This is a genomic window from Sinomonas soli (assembly GCF_054782415.1).
This window is the reverse complement of the sequence record NZ_BAAGSN010000020.1, coordinates 77997-91929: the sequence shown is the minus strand read 5'-3', so window position 1 is coordinate 91929 and position 13933 is coordinate 77997. Positions and strand designations below refer to the sequence as shown.

The 13933-nt window shown below is 73.9% G+C and carries 13 protein-coding genes; 3 read left to right on the top strand and 10 right to left on the bottom strand.

Going from position 1 to position 13933, the window contains the following annotated elements; translation table 11 throughout:
- Positions 1-38: 38 nt before the first annotated feature.
- Genes ACYVKZ_RS18720 through ssd form a run of 4 tightly spaced genes read right to left on the bottom strand, consistent with a single transcriptional unit; the run spans position 39 to position 3776 of the window.
- Positions 39-653, bottom strand: a complete 615-nt coding sequence (locus ACYVKZ_RS18720; protein WP_460993723.1) for a type II secretion system F family protein — start codon at positions 651-653, stop codon at positions 39-41.
- Positions 650-1435: a type II secretion system F family protein gene (locus ACYVKZ_RS18715; RefSeq protein ID WP_460993722.1), complete on the bottom strand. Its 786-nt coding sequence runs from the start codon at positions 1433-1435 to the stop codon at positions 650-652. The genes ACYVKZ_RS18720 and ACYVKZ_RS18715 overlap by 4 nt, the downstream gene beginning before the upstream one ends.
- The gene (locus ACYVKZ_RS18710) at positions 1432-2610 is read right to left on the bottom strand and encodes a TadA family conjugal transfer-associated ATPase (RefSeq protein WP_460993721.1); all 1179 of its coding nucleotides are present in this window, start codon (positions 2608-2610) and stop codon (positions 1432-1434) included. The genes ACYVKZ_RS18715 and ACYVKZ_RS18710 overlap by 4 nt, the downstream gene beginning before the upstream one ends.
- A complete protein-coding gene (gene ssd, locus ACYVKZ_RS18705) occupies positions 2607-3776 on the bottom strand; it encodes a septum site-determining protein Ssd (RefSeq protein WP_460993720.1) in 1170 nt (389 codons plus the stop codon). Before ssd ends, ACYVKZ_RS18710 begins: the two co-directional genes overlap by 4 nt.
- A 114-nt stretch (positions 3777-3890) precedes the next feature.
- Between ssd and ACYVKZ_RS18700 the strand changes: the two genes are divergently transcribed.
- Positions 3891-5564: a bifunctional 3'-5' exonuclease/DNA polymerase gene (locus tag ACYVKZ_RS18700; protein WP_460993719.1), complete on the top strand. Its 1674-nt coding sequence runs from the start codon at positions 3891-3893 to the stop codon at positions 5562-5564.
- 21 nt (positions 5565-5585) lie between these two features.
- On the opposite strand, the gene ACYVKZ_RS18695 is transcribed toward ACYVKZ_RS18700, so the two are convergent.
- Genes ACYVKZ_RS18695 through ACYVKZ_RS18685 form a run of 3 tightly spaced genes read right to left on the bottom strand, consistent with a single transcriptional unit; the run spans position 5586 to position 8592 of the window.
- On the bottom strand, positions 5586-6263 hold the full coding sequence (locus tag ACYVKZ_RS18695; protein ID WP_460993718.1) for an NUDIX hydrolase: 678 nt from the start codon (positions 6261-6263) through the stop codon (positions 5586-5588).
- Positions 6260-7108 (bottom strand): endonuclease III, encoded by an 849-nt coding sequence (nth, locus tag ACYVKZ_RS18690; RefSeq protein WP_460993717.1) that lies wholly within the window; start codon positions 7106-7108, stop codon positions 6260-6262. Before nth ends, ACYVKZ_RS18695 begins: the two co-directional genes overlap by 4 nt.
- A gap of 32 nt (positions 7109-7140) precedes the next feature.
- Positions 7141-8592 carry a hypothetical protein gene (locus ACYVKZ_RS18685; protein ID WP_460993716.1) on the bottom strand — a complete coding sequence of 484 codons (1452 nt, stop codon included), beginning with the start codon at positions 8590-8592 and terminating at the stop codon, positions 7141-7143.
- A gap of 326 nt (positions 8593-8918) precedes the next feature.
- Here ACYVKZ_RS18685 and acs point away from each other — a divergent pair, with 326 nt between their 5' ends.
- Entirely contained in the window at positions 8919-10904 is a 1986-nt protein-coding gene (acs, locus tag ACYVKZ_RS18680) for an acetate--CoA ligase (RefSeq protein ID WP_460993715.1), read from the top strand.
- A gap of 101 nt (positions 10905-11005) precedes the next feature.
- On the opposite strand, the gene ACYVKZ_RS18675 is transcribed toward acs, so the two are convergent.
- Positions 11006-11470: a cupredoxin domain-containing protein gene (locus ACYVKZ_RS18675; protein WP_460993714.1), complete on the bottom strand. Its 465-nt coding sequence runs from the start codon at positions 11468-11470 to the stop codon at positions 11006-11008.
- Positions 11467-11949: a hypothetical protein gene (locus ACYVKZ_RS18670; RefSeq protein WP_460993713.1), complete on the bottom strand. Its 483-nt coding sequence runs from the start codon at positions 11947-11949 to the stop codon at positions 11467-11469. The genes ACYVKZ_RS18675 and ACYVKZ_RS18670 overlap by 4 nt, the downstream gene beginning before the upstream one ends.
- 274 nt (positions 11950-12223) lie before the next feature.
- On the opposite strand from ACYVKZ_RS18670, the gene aroQ reads away from it, so the two are divergent.
- Positions 12224-12691 (top strand): type II 3-dehydroquinate dehydratase, encoded by a 468-nt coding sequence (aroQ, locus tag ACYVKZ_RS18665; RefSeq protein ID WP_460993712.1) that lies wholly within the window; start codon positions 12224-12226, stop codon positions 12689-12691.
- On the opposite strand, the gene ACYVKZ_RS18660 is transcribed toward aroQ, so the two are convergent.
- Positions 12692-13864, bottom strand: coding sequence for a MarP family serine protease (locus ACYVKZ_RS18660; RefSeq protein ID WP_460993711.1), 1173 nt, complete (start codon positions 13862-13864; stop codon positions 12692-12694). It lies immediately after the preceding gene.
- Positions 13865-13933: the final 69 nt, after the last annotated feature.

The following is a 13933-nucleotide window of genomic DNA, read 5'->3' as shown; positions in this document are numbered from 1 at the left end:
CGCCTGCCCGAGGTGGGCAGGAAGTCGTGGCGACGGGATCACCCGCCGGGCAGCATCGCCAGCAGCACCGGCACGACGCCGAGGCATAGGAAGGCCGGAAGGGAGCAGACCCCCAGAGGGATGACGAGCCGGACCCCCAGAGCGGCAGCGCGCTTCTCGAGCTCCCGGTGCCTGCTCCGCCGCAGCTGCCGTGCCCGCGAGTACAGCAGTTCGGCTGACGGGGCCCCGGTGGACGCCGCGAAGCCCAGGGCCTCCCGGAGCCCGTCGATGGCGGACCCGGGCACCGCGTCAGGCCACGCATGGTCCCAGTCGGTCCCCAACCGCAGGGCAGCGGAGGCCCTCAGCAGAGCAGGGCCCGGTCCGTCGGCGACGCCGGCGGCCACCTCGAGCGCCCGCGGCAGGGCCAGGCCCGCCTCGAGCATGGCGCCGAGCAGCTCGAGCAGGAGGGGCACCTCATCGGGTCGCGCGGCCCGTCGTCCCCCTTGGCCGCCGGCCGGGTGGGACAGCGTCCGGCCGTCCTCGCCCGCGAGCGCCGCCTCGCCGATGGCGGGCTGGACGCCCAGAAGTCGCTCGGCACGCCGCCGCCCGCCTCCGAGCGCGAGGGCGGCTCCCGCCGCGGCGGCAGCGAGGCCGAGGGCCAGGACGGCGCTCATCGTGCCTCCGACGCGGACCGCACGAGCCGGTCCGACCACCAGCGCCCGGCCACCGTCAGCGATGCCCCGAGGCCGAGGCACATCGCCCCCAGTGGCGTGGAGAGCAGGATCCCGAACGGGTCCGCACCCATCAGCATCCCGAGTCCGAGCCCTGCCACGGGGAGGACGCTCAGCACCTTCGCGGTGGCACGGGGGCCGGCGAGGGCCACCGCGCGTGCTGCGACCGCGTCTGCGTCGGCCTCGAGCTGGGCCGCGAGCCTCTCGAGGACGTCGGCAAGGGCACTCCCCGAGGCCTCCGCGGCCTCGATGCAGGCCGCCACGCTGCGCCAGATGCCGGGCGCCGCTCCAGCGGCTCGGGGAGAGGAGGGATCGCGGTCGCCCACCGCCGTCCGGAGGGCCGCCGCGACCGGGCGCCCCAGGTCTGCGGCCATGGCGGCCGACCGGAGCACACGGGGGGTGAGGTCTGCGTTCCCCCGCTCGCCGACCCGATACGCCTCGGCGGCCTGCCGCCACATCTGCTCCGGCGTGCGGCCCGCGCGCAGCAGGGCGGCGAGCTGCCCGACCAGGATGGCCGCGTGCTGGAACTCCTCGGCCGGCCGCGTGCCGTCCTTCCCCGCGCGGAGTCCCGCTCGGCGCAGGCGCAGCCGACCGGGCCGCTGGCGGACACCGTGGGTTCGGAGGCGGCGCCAGTACGTGCTCGTCGCCCCTGGCTCGGCGCCGAGGCGCCAGCTGGCGAACAGCAGCACAGCGATCGTGGCACCCACGACGGATCCGGCGCTCACGCGGCGGCCCCCAGTGCGCGGGGAAGGGCCAGTTCCGCGGCGAGCCGGGCCCAGCCGGGTCCCGGTTCCGAGGTCCGGGCCGTCCCGGCGACGCGGCGCAGGGCGTCGGTCACCGTGAGCCCGTCCGGTCCCTGGGCGACCACGGCAATGCTCGCGACCCGTCGTCCCGCCGGTGCCCTCTCGAGGTGCACCACAGCGTCCAGGGCACTCGAGGCCTGGAGGAAGGTGGCTTCGCGGGTCAGCCCCGCGAGCGCCCCCAGGGCGGCAAGCCGTGCCACGACGGCGCCCGCCGTATTGGCATGGACTGTCCCGGCCCCGCTGTGCCCCGTGTTGAGCGCGGAGAGGAGGTCCCGGACCTCGGCGCCGCGGCACTCGCCCACGACGAGCCAGTCCGGGCGCATCCGCAGCGCCTCCCGCACGAGCCGGGCGAGATCGACCCCGCCGGCCCCTTCGACATTGCCATGGCGCGCTTCCAGGCCGACGGCGTGGCCGTGGTCGGGGGCCAGTTCGGCGGCGTCTTCCACGAGCACGATCCGGTCGCCGGACGGGACCAGGCCGAGGAGGGTGCTCAGCAGTGTGGTCTTGCCTGACCCGGTGGACCCGCTCGCGAGGAAGCTCCTCCGCTGCGCCACCAGGGCCTCGAGCACGGTTCTCTGGTCGGGCAGCACCGTGCCTGCGGCCTCCAACTCGTCCAGGGTCATCGGCCGAGCACGCCGGATGCGGATGGACAGCAGCGTTCCGCCAGTGGAGACGGGCGGCAGCACGGCGTGGACCCGGTAGCCTCCGGGAAGCCGCACGTCGACGCACGGCGAGGAATCGTCGAGCCGGCGCCCCGCCGCCGCCACGAGGCGGACGGCGAGGGCGCGCAGGGCCTCCTCCGAGGGGAAGGACACCGCGCTCCGTTCGAGTCCGTGCCCCCTGTCGAGCCACACGCTCTCCGGTGCGTTGACGAACAGGTCCGTCACCGCGGGATCGTTGGCGAGCGCCTGCAGGGGCCCGAGCCCGCGCAGCTCGGCCATGATGGTCTCCACAGCGGAGAGTGCGCCGGCCGTGCCCAGCACGCGGCCGCTGCCCTGCAGGGCCGCCGCGACCCGCGCGGGGGTCACCGGCCCCGGAGTCGAGAGCACCGACCTGCGCACTGCGTCCAGCAGCTCCGCGTCGATCTGGCTTCTCACCGCGCGGCCCTCCGACCACGGCCAGCGAGCCTGGCACCCACGGCGAGGGCCGCGGCGCGGTCCACGGGAGCCGGCGGAACCTGCTCGGGCAGCGCCTCGAGCACCGCAGCGGCGAGCCGCCGCAGGGACCTCGAGCACGCCAGCTCCATCAGGCGCCCGGCCTCCGCGGCGCCCGCGGCACGCCGGAGGTGCGGAATCCGGGTCACGAGCGGGCAGCCGACGAGCCCCGCCAGCTGCTCGGCGTCGACACCTTCGGCCGTGCGTCCCCGGACCACGATGCCGTGCGGCACCGGGGGCAGCTCATGGACGAGCTGGGCGGCGGACAGGGCCCCGCCCACGGTCCCGGGAACGACGACGAGGATCCGGTCGCTGGCCCACCCGAAGTCCTCGAGCCCTTCCCGCCCTCGTCCGACATCGACGACGACGAGGTCGAACGCCGACCGTGCCGCCTCGACCACCCCGGAGACCGCGGACCCAGGGACGCGCACCGCGCGGCGCGGCCCTGCGGGCCAGGACAGGACCGCGGCGCCTCCCGCCCGCGGCAGCGACGCGGCGAGCTGGTCGGGGTTGATGGCCCCGCTGGCGGAGGCGAGGTCCGGCCAGCGCAGCCCCTCGAGCGGCTGCTCGCCCAGGACGGTCTCGAGCCCTCCCGCGAGCCTGTCGCCGTCCACGAGCAGCACCCGGCCGCCGTGGTGCGCCGCGGCGCCGGCGAGCAGCACCGCCGTCGTGCTGGCACCCGCGCCCCCACATCCCCCGACGACCCCGACGACGACCCCGGACGGCCCCTCGGCGCCCCTCCTGCCCAGGAACTCCACGAGCCAGCCGGCAGCCTCCGGCAGCTCGGCCACATGGTCGATCCCGAGTGCCGCCGCCCTGTCCCAGAGCAGACTGCGCTGGCCCGCACCGCCGACGAGGACGGTCGAGCCGCGCCGCTGCGGGGGCACCTCGCTGACGTCGGCGCCGAGCAGCACCAGGTCCGCTCTGGTCCAGAGGCGTGCGTCCCCTCCCACTGCCGGGACCCCCTCGAAGATGACGCCCGCCACCGCCGCCGCCCTCGCGCACTCGTCCCGGAGTGCAGCGTCACCGGTGACACAGCACACGACCGGTCCCGCCTCGGGGAGCCACCTCCTCGTGCCGTCGGGCTGTTCCTGCTCGTTCCTCGCCATGCCGTCCAGACTTCCCAGTCCGGGCATCCGCCGGAACCGACGGGGCCGCCCATGTGGACAAAACGCCTCGGGCGCACCTGTGGAGGGCGAGTGCAGGCGTGCGGACAGGGAAGAATGGGAGGCGTGTACCAGCTCGTCGCCCCCGCATCGGACGGCGGAGTGCTGCTGCAGTGCCTCGACCGGGCCGGTGCACCGGCCGGCCCCGCGCGGGCCGTGTCCGGCGGCGGCTTCGCAGAGCTCGTCCGGCGGGTGGATGCCCGCGAGCACCCACGGTGGGTGTGGCAGCGCACCTCCGACTGGTACCCGCGGCTCCTCGCAGCGGGCGTCGAGGTCGAGCGGTGCCATGACCTCACCCTCAGCGCCGCGATCCTCGCCCATTCGTCCTACACGGCCGGCAGCGGCTACACGCCGTCGATCCCCGTGGGCAGCCTCCTCGGCGAGCCGGACGCCGGGCGGGCAGCGTGGCCCGTCCAGCACCAGGACGCCCTGTTCGAGGCCCGGCCCACCGGCGTCGGTGCCGACGCGGGCGCCGCGGAGCTCGCGGCCCAGCTGGCCGCGGTCGCCGGGTCGCCGCGCCGCCAGCGGCTCGCCCTGCTGCTCGCGGCGGAGTCCGCGGGAGCCCTCGCCGCGGCGGAGATGCAGCATTCGGGCGTCCCGTGGGATGCGGCAGTCCACGATGCGCTCCTCGCCGAGCGGCTCGGTCCGCGGCCGCAGGGGACGGCACGGCCCGCCCTGCTCGAGGCCAAGGCCGCGGAGCTCCGCGACCTCCTGGGCGCCCCACGCCTCAACCCGGATTCACCGCAGGAGCTCATCCGCGCGCTCCACCGCGCCGGCATCGAGGCGAACACCACGCGTGCCTGGGAGCTGCGGAGGTTTACCCACCCGGCGGTCGCCCCGCTGCTCGAGTACAAGAAGATGGCGCGGCTGCTCGCCGCCAACGGCTGGTCGTGGCTGGACACCTGGGTCTCGGACGGCCGCTTCCGGCCGGAGTACGTGGTGGGCGGTGTCGTGACCGGGCGGTGGGCCTCACGCGGCGGAGGCGCGATGCAGATCCCTGCCGAGGTCCGGTCCGCGGCCCGGGCACACCCGGGGCACCGACTCATCGTGGCGGATGCCTCGCAGCTCGAACCGCGGGTCCTCGCGGCCCTGGCAGGCGATGAGGCGATGGCCGGCGCCGCGCGCGGGCGAGACCTCTATGCGGGGATCGCGGCCGCGGGCTTCGGCGGCGACCGGGCCCAGGCGAAGGTTGCCCTCCTCGGGGCCATCTACGGCGCGACCACTGGTGAGTCGGGCCGGCTGATGCCGCAGCTCACGCGACTGTATCCGCGGGCCGTCGCGCTCGTGGAGCAGGCGGCGCGGGACGGCGAGCGGGGGCTCACGGTGACGACCCACCTGGGCCGGAGCACCCCTCCCCCGTCGCCGCGCTGGCTCGCGTCCCAGCGCACCACAAGCGCCCAGGAGCAGCACCGTGCCGATGCGATCGCCCGCGACAGGGGCCGCTTCACGCGCAACTTCGTGGTGCAGGGGACGGCGGCCGAGTGGGCCGAGTGCTGGATGGCCGACCTGCGGGGGCGGCTGCGGCGCATCAGGTCGCACGGCCGCCGGGCGGAACTCGTCTACTTCCTCCACGACGAGGTGGTCATCCACGCCGAGGACGCCGTCGCCGAGGAGTGCGCCGCCGCGGTCCAGGACGCCGCGAGGACGGCCGGGCGGCTGCTGTTCCATGGCGCCCCCGTGGAGTTCCCCCTCAGCGTCGCCGTCGTCGAGTCCTACGACCGCGCGAAGTAGCCGCGCCCGCGGCCGGCGCGGCTAGGGGTCGACCCGGTGCTCCCGGGTCCGGTCCCAAGGGACCGCCCAGCCCAGGGCGGTGAACAGGGAATCGAGGACCATCGCGGTGAAGCCCCAGACGAGGACGCCGTTGACTTCGAACCCGGGGCTCGCGAAGCGCGCTCCCCGGCGGTGGAGCACCGCCATGACCCGGTTGTCCGGGTCGAGCAGGTCCCGGACCGGGGTGCGGAACACCTGGGCGGACTCCCCGTAGTCCACCACGTCCACGGGGGACGGAGAGGACCACCACCCCACCACGGGGGTGACGAGGAAGTTGCTCACCGCCATGCCCAACGGCGGCAGCTCGCCCAGCACCTCGACCCCGGCAGGGTCGAGGCCCGTCTCCTCCCTGGCCTCGCGGAGGGCACAGTCCACCAGGGTCGCGTCCTCGGGGTCCTGGCCTCCGCCGGGGAAGGCGACCTGGCCCGGGTGCGAGCCGAGGGTCGCGGCCCGCTCGAGGAGCAGGACGTCGAGATCGGCGGGGGCGAGGGGACGGCGCGAGACAGCCGGGACATCGTCGAGGACGCCGAAGAGGACGAGGACGGCGGCCCTCCGCGCGGCCCCGGGCAGGGTCGCCGGGTGCCAGCGGCGGTCGAAGGGGTCGGTGTGGCCCGCGCTGATGGCGCGGACGAGCTCCGCGAGTTCCGCTCGGGCGCTCACGGGTGCCGGTCCGACGTGGCATCCGTGACGGGCTCCGGGCCCTCTGGGGACGCTGCTGCGGTGGCCAGCGTCTCCGTGCGCCGGCGGATCGCGGCCGCGTCGGAGGAGTTGGCCACCATCTCGGCGTGGAGGTCCTCCCGGCCCGGGGCCAGCTCGAACCGGAGCAGGCGCCGTGCCTTGGCGGGGTCGGTCTCCCCTTCGCCGAACGAGGGGCACAGAGAGGCCACCGGACACGCGCCGCAGGCAGGCTTCCGCGCGAGGCACACGCGCCGCCCGTGGAACACGACGCGGTGGGAGAGCATGGTCCAGTCCCGCGGCTCGAACAGTTCCATCACGTCCCGCTCGATCACCACGGGGTCCTCTGATGCCGTCCAGCCGAACCGCTTGGCCAGCCGTGCGAAATGGGTGTCCACGGTGATCCCGGGGACCCCGAAGGCATTCCCGAGCACCACGTTGGCCGTCTTGCGGCCGACGCCGGGCAGGGTCACCAGTTCTGCCAGTGTCCCGGGCACCCTGCCGTCGAATTCGTCGACGACCTTGCGCGCCAGCGTGTGGATGCTCCGTGCCTTGGCCCTGAAGAAGCCGGTGGGCCGGATGATCTCCTCGATGTCGGCGAGCTCGCCCTCCGAGAGGGCCAGCGCGTCCGGGTACCGGGCGAACAGGAGAGGGGTGACCTGGTTGACCCGGACATCAGTGGTCTGGGCGCTCAGCACGGTGGCCACCAGGAGCTCGAACGGGTTCCGGAAGTCCAGCTCGGCATGCGCGTAGGGGTACGCCTCGGCGAGTACCCTGTTGATCTTCCGGGCCCGTCGCTTGAGCGCCAGGGGGGTCTCGTCCTGGCTCATCCGCCGGCGGCGAGGCTGGGCAGCGGCACCGCTCACGCGCGTTCGATTCCCGAGAGGTCTCGCAGGACCCCGACGCGCCCGTCGGGGCTCTGCACCACGAACTCCTGGCCGCGGTCCTGGAGCGCGAGGATCCACTGCCCGGGCTCGAGGCTGAACATCGGCTGGCCGGTGGTGGCATCCACCGCGGTGCGGGGCTGGCCGACGGCGAACCAGAACGCCTCGTAGCGCGTGCCCTCGTCCTCGTACGGCCTGGTCGCCCCGATGTCCTCGGCAGGGCTCCCCTGCCCGGCGACGCCCGGGTCTGCGGGCCCGCGGCCCGGGGCCGGGAACACCGCAGTGGCCGGTCCTGCACCCGCTGCCGCGACGACCTCCGTGGGGGCCACCGGTCCGTCCGACTCGGTGGACGGAGCGGGCACCGTGGGGGCCGCGGGCTGAGCGGCCCCGGCCTGATCCGTGGACGGCCCCGGCTCCGCGGAGCCGGTGTGTCCGGCGTGCGGCGCGGCCTCAGCCAGGACACCAGGTTCAGCGGCGGCATCGTCCCCAGCAGGGGCACCGGCCCCAGCGGGGACACCAGGTTCAGCGGCAGCCTCTTCAGCGGCTGCCTCTGGCTCGGCAGGCTCCGCCGCGGCAGGCTCCACGGGCGCCTCGGATGCGGCTGGAGCACCGTAGGCCTCGCCGTCGGCTGCCCCGAAGACGCCGACGGCGCGCTCGGGCGCCCCATCGTCGTCGGGCGCGGGAGCGTTCGGCTCGGTTCCGGCGGCAGCCTCCACGGTCGGGGCCGCGGACGTCCCTGCGAACGGTGCCACCGGGCCCCCGGTGCTCGGGCCGGCGCCGGGGACGGCGGCGGCCTCGCCGGGGCGCCCGGGCGCCTGCGCGGCGGCCGGGCCTGGCCACTCGCCCGTGGCCGGGCTGCCCCACTCGTTCCCGGCAGCGCCGGAGGCGGACGCAGCACCGGCGCGTCCACGCTGGGGCTTTGCGGCCCCGGCAGGGCGCGGCGCCGGGGGCACGGCGTCGCGCGCCATGACGTGCGCGGGCACCTCCGGCCGGCCCAGGAAGTCGACGGCGAACGCAGGGATGAGCCGCGCGATCGTTGTGGCGGCGAGCATGGCAAGGCCCCCCAGCAGGCCCACCACGGCGCCGGGCGAGAGCGTGGTGACGGTGCCGAGGAAGTAGAACGCGGCGCTCAGGACTGCGGCGACCGAGGCGAACTGGTCCACCGAGAGGGAGCCGACCCGCAGGCTCCGCGTGGGCTCGAGCCGGCGCCAGGCGAACAGGGCCGCGGCCGCCACCGGGACGAGGATGCCGATCCCGAGGAAGTACAGGCCCGCGGCGTTCCAGAGGTTCCCGACCCCGAACAGCGGCAGGAGGGAGGCCACGAACGTGATGAGCACACCCCCGAACAGGGTCAGATCACGCGTGGTGAACGGTCCGAGCACGGACTCGCTGCGGCGCCCCTCGGACGGGCTCTGGCTGGGGTCAGACATGAGTCACTCCTTCGGTCTTGAGTTCAGCCTAGCCACACCGGCACGGGGGCACCTAGGCGGCTCCGGGCGCGAGGGGCGCCGCCCGACGGGGTGGAGGACGACGGCGTGTGCCGGCCACTCGGCGTCGGGCGCCTACCGCCCGCCGCATGTCCGCGGCCGTCCGGCGCGGCAGTGTGACGCTCGCAACGTCGCCGCGACCCCATTGGGGCTACTGTTGACATCAGGCAGCCGGTGTGTGCGGCCTCACATCCGACGGTGGCGTCCGGCCCCGCGGCCGGGGCTGCAGGATCGGCTGGATCATGCGAGGAACGAGCCGAAAGGACACCATGGCCCACGAAACCGTCACGGGCGACGCCTTCGAGAACCTGCTCCGGGAGAAGCGCCAGTTCGCCCCCTCCCCCGAGTTCGCGGCGGGGGCGAACGTCCACGAGGGCATCTATGCCGAGGCGAACGCTGATCCCGAGGCCTTCTGGGCCGCCCAGGCGCGCGAGCGCCTCACCTGGTCGAAGGACTTCTCCCAGACTCTGGACTGGTCGGACGCGCCCTTCGCCAAGTGGTTCGTCGGCGGGGAGGTCAACGCCGCCTACAACGCACTCGACCGCCACGTCGTGAACGGCCTCGGCGACCGGGTCGCGATCCACTTCGAAGGCGAGCCCGGCGACACCGAGACGATCACCTATGCGGATCTGACCGAGCGCGTCAAGCGCGCCGCGAACGCCTTCGAGTCGCTGGGCGTCGCCAAAGGCGACCGCGTCGCCGTGTACCTGCCGATGATCCCCGAGGCCGTCGTGACGATGCTCGCCTGCGCTCGCATCGGGGCGATCCACTCCGTGGTCTTCGGCGGCTTCTCCTCCGAGGCCCTGCGCAGCCGCATCGACGACGCCGAGGCCAAGCTCGTGGTCACCGCAGACGGGACCTACCGCCGCGGCAAGCCCAGCCCGCTCAAGCCGGCGGTGGACGAGGCCCTCGCCGAGGACGGGCACACGGTCCAGCACGTCGTCGTGGTGGAGCGCAACGGCCAGGACGTGGCCTGGACCCAGGGCCGCGACCTGCGCTGGTCGGAGGTCATGGCCGCCGCCTCCCCCGAGCACACCGCAGTGGGCCACGACGCCGAGCACCCGCTGTTCATCCTCTACACGTCCGGCACGACGGGGAAGCCCAAGGGCATCCTCCACACGACCGGCGGGTACCTCACGCAGACCGCCTTCACCCATTCGGCCGTGTTCGACCTCAAGCCGGAGACGGACGTCTACTGGTGCACCGCGGACATCGGCTGGGTCACCGGCCACTCCTATGTGACCTACGCGCCCCTCGTGAACGGCGCCACCCAGGTCATGTACGAGGGCACGCCGGACTCGCCGCACCAGGGCCGCTGGTGGGAGATCGTCCAGAAGTACAAGGTCTCGATCCTGTACACCGCGCCCACCGCGATCCGCACCATGATGAAGTGGGGCTCGGACATCCCGGCCAAGTACGACCTCTCCTCGATCCGCGTCCTCGGCTCCGTGGGCGAGCCCATCAACCCCGAGGCGTGGATGTGGTACCGCGAGGTGATCGGCGGCAACGGCGGGCGCCGCGAGGAGCGTGCCCCGATCGTGGACACCTGGTGGCAGACCGAGACCGGCGCGATCATGATCGCACCGCTGCCGGGCGTCACGGCCACGAAGCCCGGGTCGGCCCAGGTTCCGCTGCCGGGCATCGCGGTCGACGTCGTCGACGAGGCGGGCCAGCCGGTGCCGGACGGGCACGGCGGCTTCCTCGTGATCCGCAAGCCATGGCCGGCCATGCTCCGCACCATCTGGGGCGACCCGGAGCGGTTCAAGGACACCTACTGGTCCCGCTTCGACGGCATGTACTTCGCCGGCGACGGGGCGAAGAAGGACGACGACGGCGACATCTGGCTCCTGGGCCGGGTCGACGACGTCATGAACGTCTCGGGCCACCGCCTCTCCACCACCGAGATAGAGTCGGCGCTCGTCTCCCACCCGTGGGTCGCCGAGGCCGCGGTGGTGGGGGCCGCTGACGAGACGACCGGCCAGGCGGTCGTGGCCTTCGTCATCCTGCGGGGCGAGGCCAGCATCCCCGAGGGCGAAGACCCCGCGGCTGTGCTGCGGGCCCACGTGGGCCACGAGATCGGCCCGATCGCCAAGCCGCGGCACATCCTCGTGGTCCCGGAGCTGCCCAAGACCCGCTCGGGCAAGATCATGCGCCGCCTGCTCAAGGACGTGGCCGAGGGGCGCGACCCGGGCGACGCCACGACCCTCGCCGACCCGACGGTCATGCACAAGATCGCCCAGGACCTGCGCAAGTAGGCCCGGCGGCGCGGACGGGAATCCGCGCACGACGGCGGCGCCTCGCCCGAGCGGGCGGGGCGCCGCCGCGGTCGTTGCCGTGCGGTGCCCGGCGGTCCCGGCTAGGACCTCACGGCGATGTCCCCGACCATGCCCATGTCGTCGTGGAACTGGCAGATGTAGTGCCAGGTGCCGGCCGTTCCGAACGTCCACGTGAAGTGGTCCGGACCCCCGCCTGCCCTGGGGAGGAGCGTGCCGGAGTCGACAGGCTTGCCGCCGGCGCGGGTGAGCTTGGTGAACGTCACCGTGTGCGGGACGACCCCGTGGTTGGCGCTCATGTCGAACGTCACCGTGGTCCCGGCCCTGATGTGGTCCAGGGACGGCATGAACCGCATGACCATGGCCGTGTCGTCCATGGCCCCGACGAACACATGCGTGGCGCTCGCCCTCTCCATCGTCTCGTGCATCAGGGCGTACCCGTCACGGATGATGTGCCTGCTCTCAACGTGGGCGCGCCGGTCGTAGTAGGCCTGGCTGTGCGGGAGCGGGGCCCCCTGATGCCGGACGTGGACCACGAGGTTCATCATCTGGCCGTGCAGGATGCAGTAGAAGGTGAAGGTGCCGTATTGGCGAACTTGAGCTGGTACGTCCGCACGGTCGGGATCCCCGGCGTGGGCGGCGCGATCACGCCGGAGTTCATCCACCGGACCTTCGGGTCGAACAGGGGGCCGCCCACCGGCTTGAACGCGTCGGCCTCGAGGTTGGCGATCGAGGTCGGGGGCAGGGGCGGCGTGCCGTAGCTGACCGTGTGGAGTTCGGCGCTGTTGGAGAGGAACCGGATCGAGTCTGCCTGGTGGATCCAGATCTCTCCCGGCAGGAATCGCATGCCCTGGATGGCCATGTCCTTGGACTGTTCGCCCACGAGGACGTTCCAGGTCTGCGGGGCGGCCGCAGAGCCCGCGCCGGCCTGCGCCGGTGCGGTGCCGAGGAGGCCGATGAGCAGGGTGAGCAGGGCCGTGGCGACCACGGCGGGCGCCCGGAGCCGGGCGCGGGATGACGGTGACATTGGACTGCTCCCATGGTGAAGCAGTGGGCCCGGGCCCTTCCAGCGAGGGCTCCGGCTCGGAAGCGCCGGCGGGCGGAGGGCGCGGGCCGGCCACGCGGCGTCGTGCACCTCCAGCGGGGGTGCCGCCGCCTCGGCGCCGAGACTGCGCCGATCCAGGGTGCTGTCCTCCGGCCCCCTCGACCTCTGGCCCCGCGAGGACACGCCACAGGATAGACCCCCGCGTCCCGCCGCGGAAGGCCAGTCCGGCGCGGCGCGGACGCCCTAGAGTGAATCCATGGCACAGACCCGCGGCACCGTCCTCGTCCTCAACGGCCCCAACCTGAACCTGCTGGGAACGCGCGAGCCGGAGAAGTACGGCACGCACACCCTCGCGGACATCGAGCGCCTCTGCGCCGAGGCGGCCCAGGCCCAGGGGCTGGACGCGCAGTGCTTCCAGTCGAACCACGAGGGCGCGCTCGTGGATGCGATCCACGCCGCCCGCGGCACGGCCCTGGGGATCGTGCTCAACGCCGGCGCCTACACCCACACCTCGGTGGCCATCCGCGACGCCGTCGCGGCCGTCCAGCTGCCGCTCGTCGAGGTGCACATCACGAACGTGCATGCCCGGGAGCCATTCCGGCACCACTCCTACCTCAGCGACATCGCCAAGGCCGTGATCGCGGGCGCCGGGGTGCTCGGCTACCGGTTCGCGATCGAGTACCTCGCGGACCTCACGGACACCCGCCGGCCCCTGGACGTCTAGCTACTTCCGGGTGCAGACGCCGGGCTGGACCTGCTGGCTGAGGCCGGGGGCCTTGGCGGCCACGGGGGCCAGCTCCTCCATGGTGATCGCGTAGCCGACGTTCGCCGTGGAGTCGCTCTTGGCGAAGACCACGCCCGTCACGCGTCCGTCGAGGGTCATCAGCGGGCCCCCCGAGTTGCCCTGCTGGACGTTCCCGGAGATCTGGTAGACGTTCTTGGGCACCTCGTTGGTGCCGTAGATGTCCGGGGCGAGCACCGTCGTCGTGCCCTGCACCACCGCGGGGCGGAGCTGGTAGGGGCCGCCGAGGGGGTAGCCGCCGAACGCTGCGGAGGTGCCGGCCGGGCTCGTGCCGGTCAGCTGCAGCGGTGCGACGCCCAGGCCGTCCACCGCGACCACCGCGAGGTCGTGCACCGCGTCGAAGTACACCACGCGCCCGCTGCGGGCGCCCCCGCCGGGAAGCTCGACGACGGGCTCGCTCACCCCGGCCACGACGTGCGCGTTGGTGACGATCCTCCCGGGCGAGACCACGAAGCCGGAGCCGGTCTGGTTCTGGCCGCACTGGTACGCGGTGCCGGTGATCCTGAGGATGGACGGCGCGGCGCTGCGCAGCTGGGCGGTGTCCACCGAGTCGGGGACCTTGACCGGCTGGGCCGGGGCGATGCCCTCGATCAGCTTGGGCAGGCCGTCGCCGATCACGAACGCGCGGAGGGCGGCCGCCTGCTCCTTCACGGGATCCGGCGTCGCGTCGTCGAGCGCCCGGACCACCTTGGAGCCGGCGATCTGCTGGGTGAGCAGCGGCACGCCCATGCTCGAGACGGTGAACGCCGTCATCGAGATGACGAGCGCGGCGACGACCACGCTGACCACTCCGCCGAGGCCGCGGTCGATCGCGGTGGCCCCCTTCCAGCGGATCCCCCGCCGGATGCGCTGGCCGAGCGCGGAGCCCACGGCGTTGCCCGCGGCCATGAGGAGGACCGCGGTGATGATGATGCCGGCCGCGCGCCAGCCGCCGGGCGCGAGCCAGCTGCTCACGATCGGGACGGCGAAGAAGGCGGCCACCCCGCCGGCGACGAAGCCGAGGATGCCGCTCAGGCTCACGACGAATCCCGCCCGGATCCCGTTGAGGAGGTAGCCCACGAGAACGAGCACGAGGAGGACGTCGAGGAGATTCACCCTCGGGAGTCTACCGACGGGTTCTGGCGCCAGACTGGGAGGCCAGCGCGCCCCTCCCGCGCGTCCCCG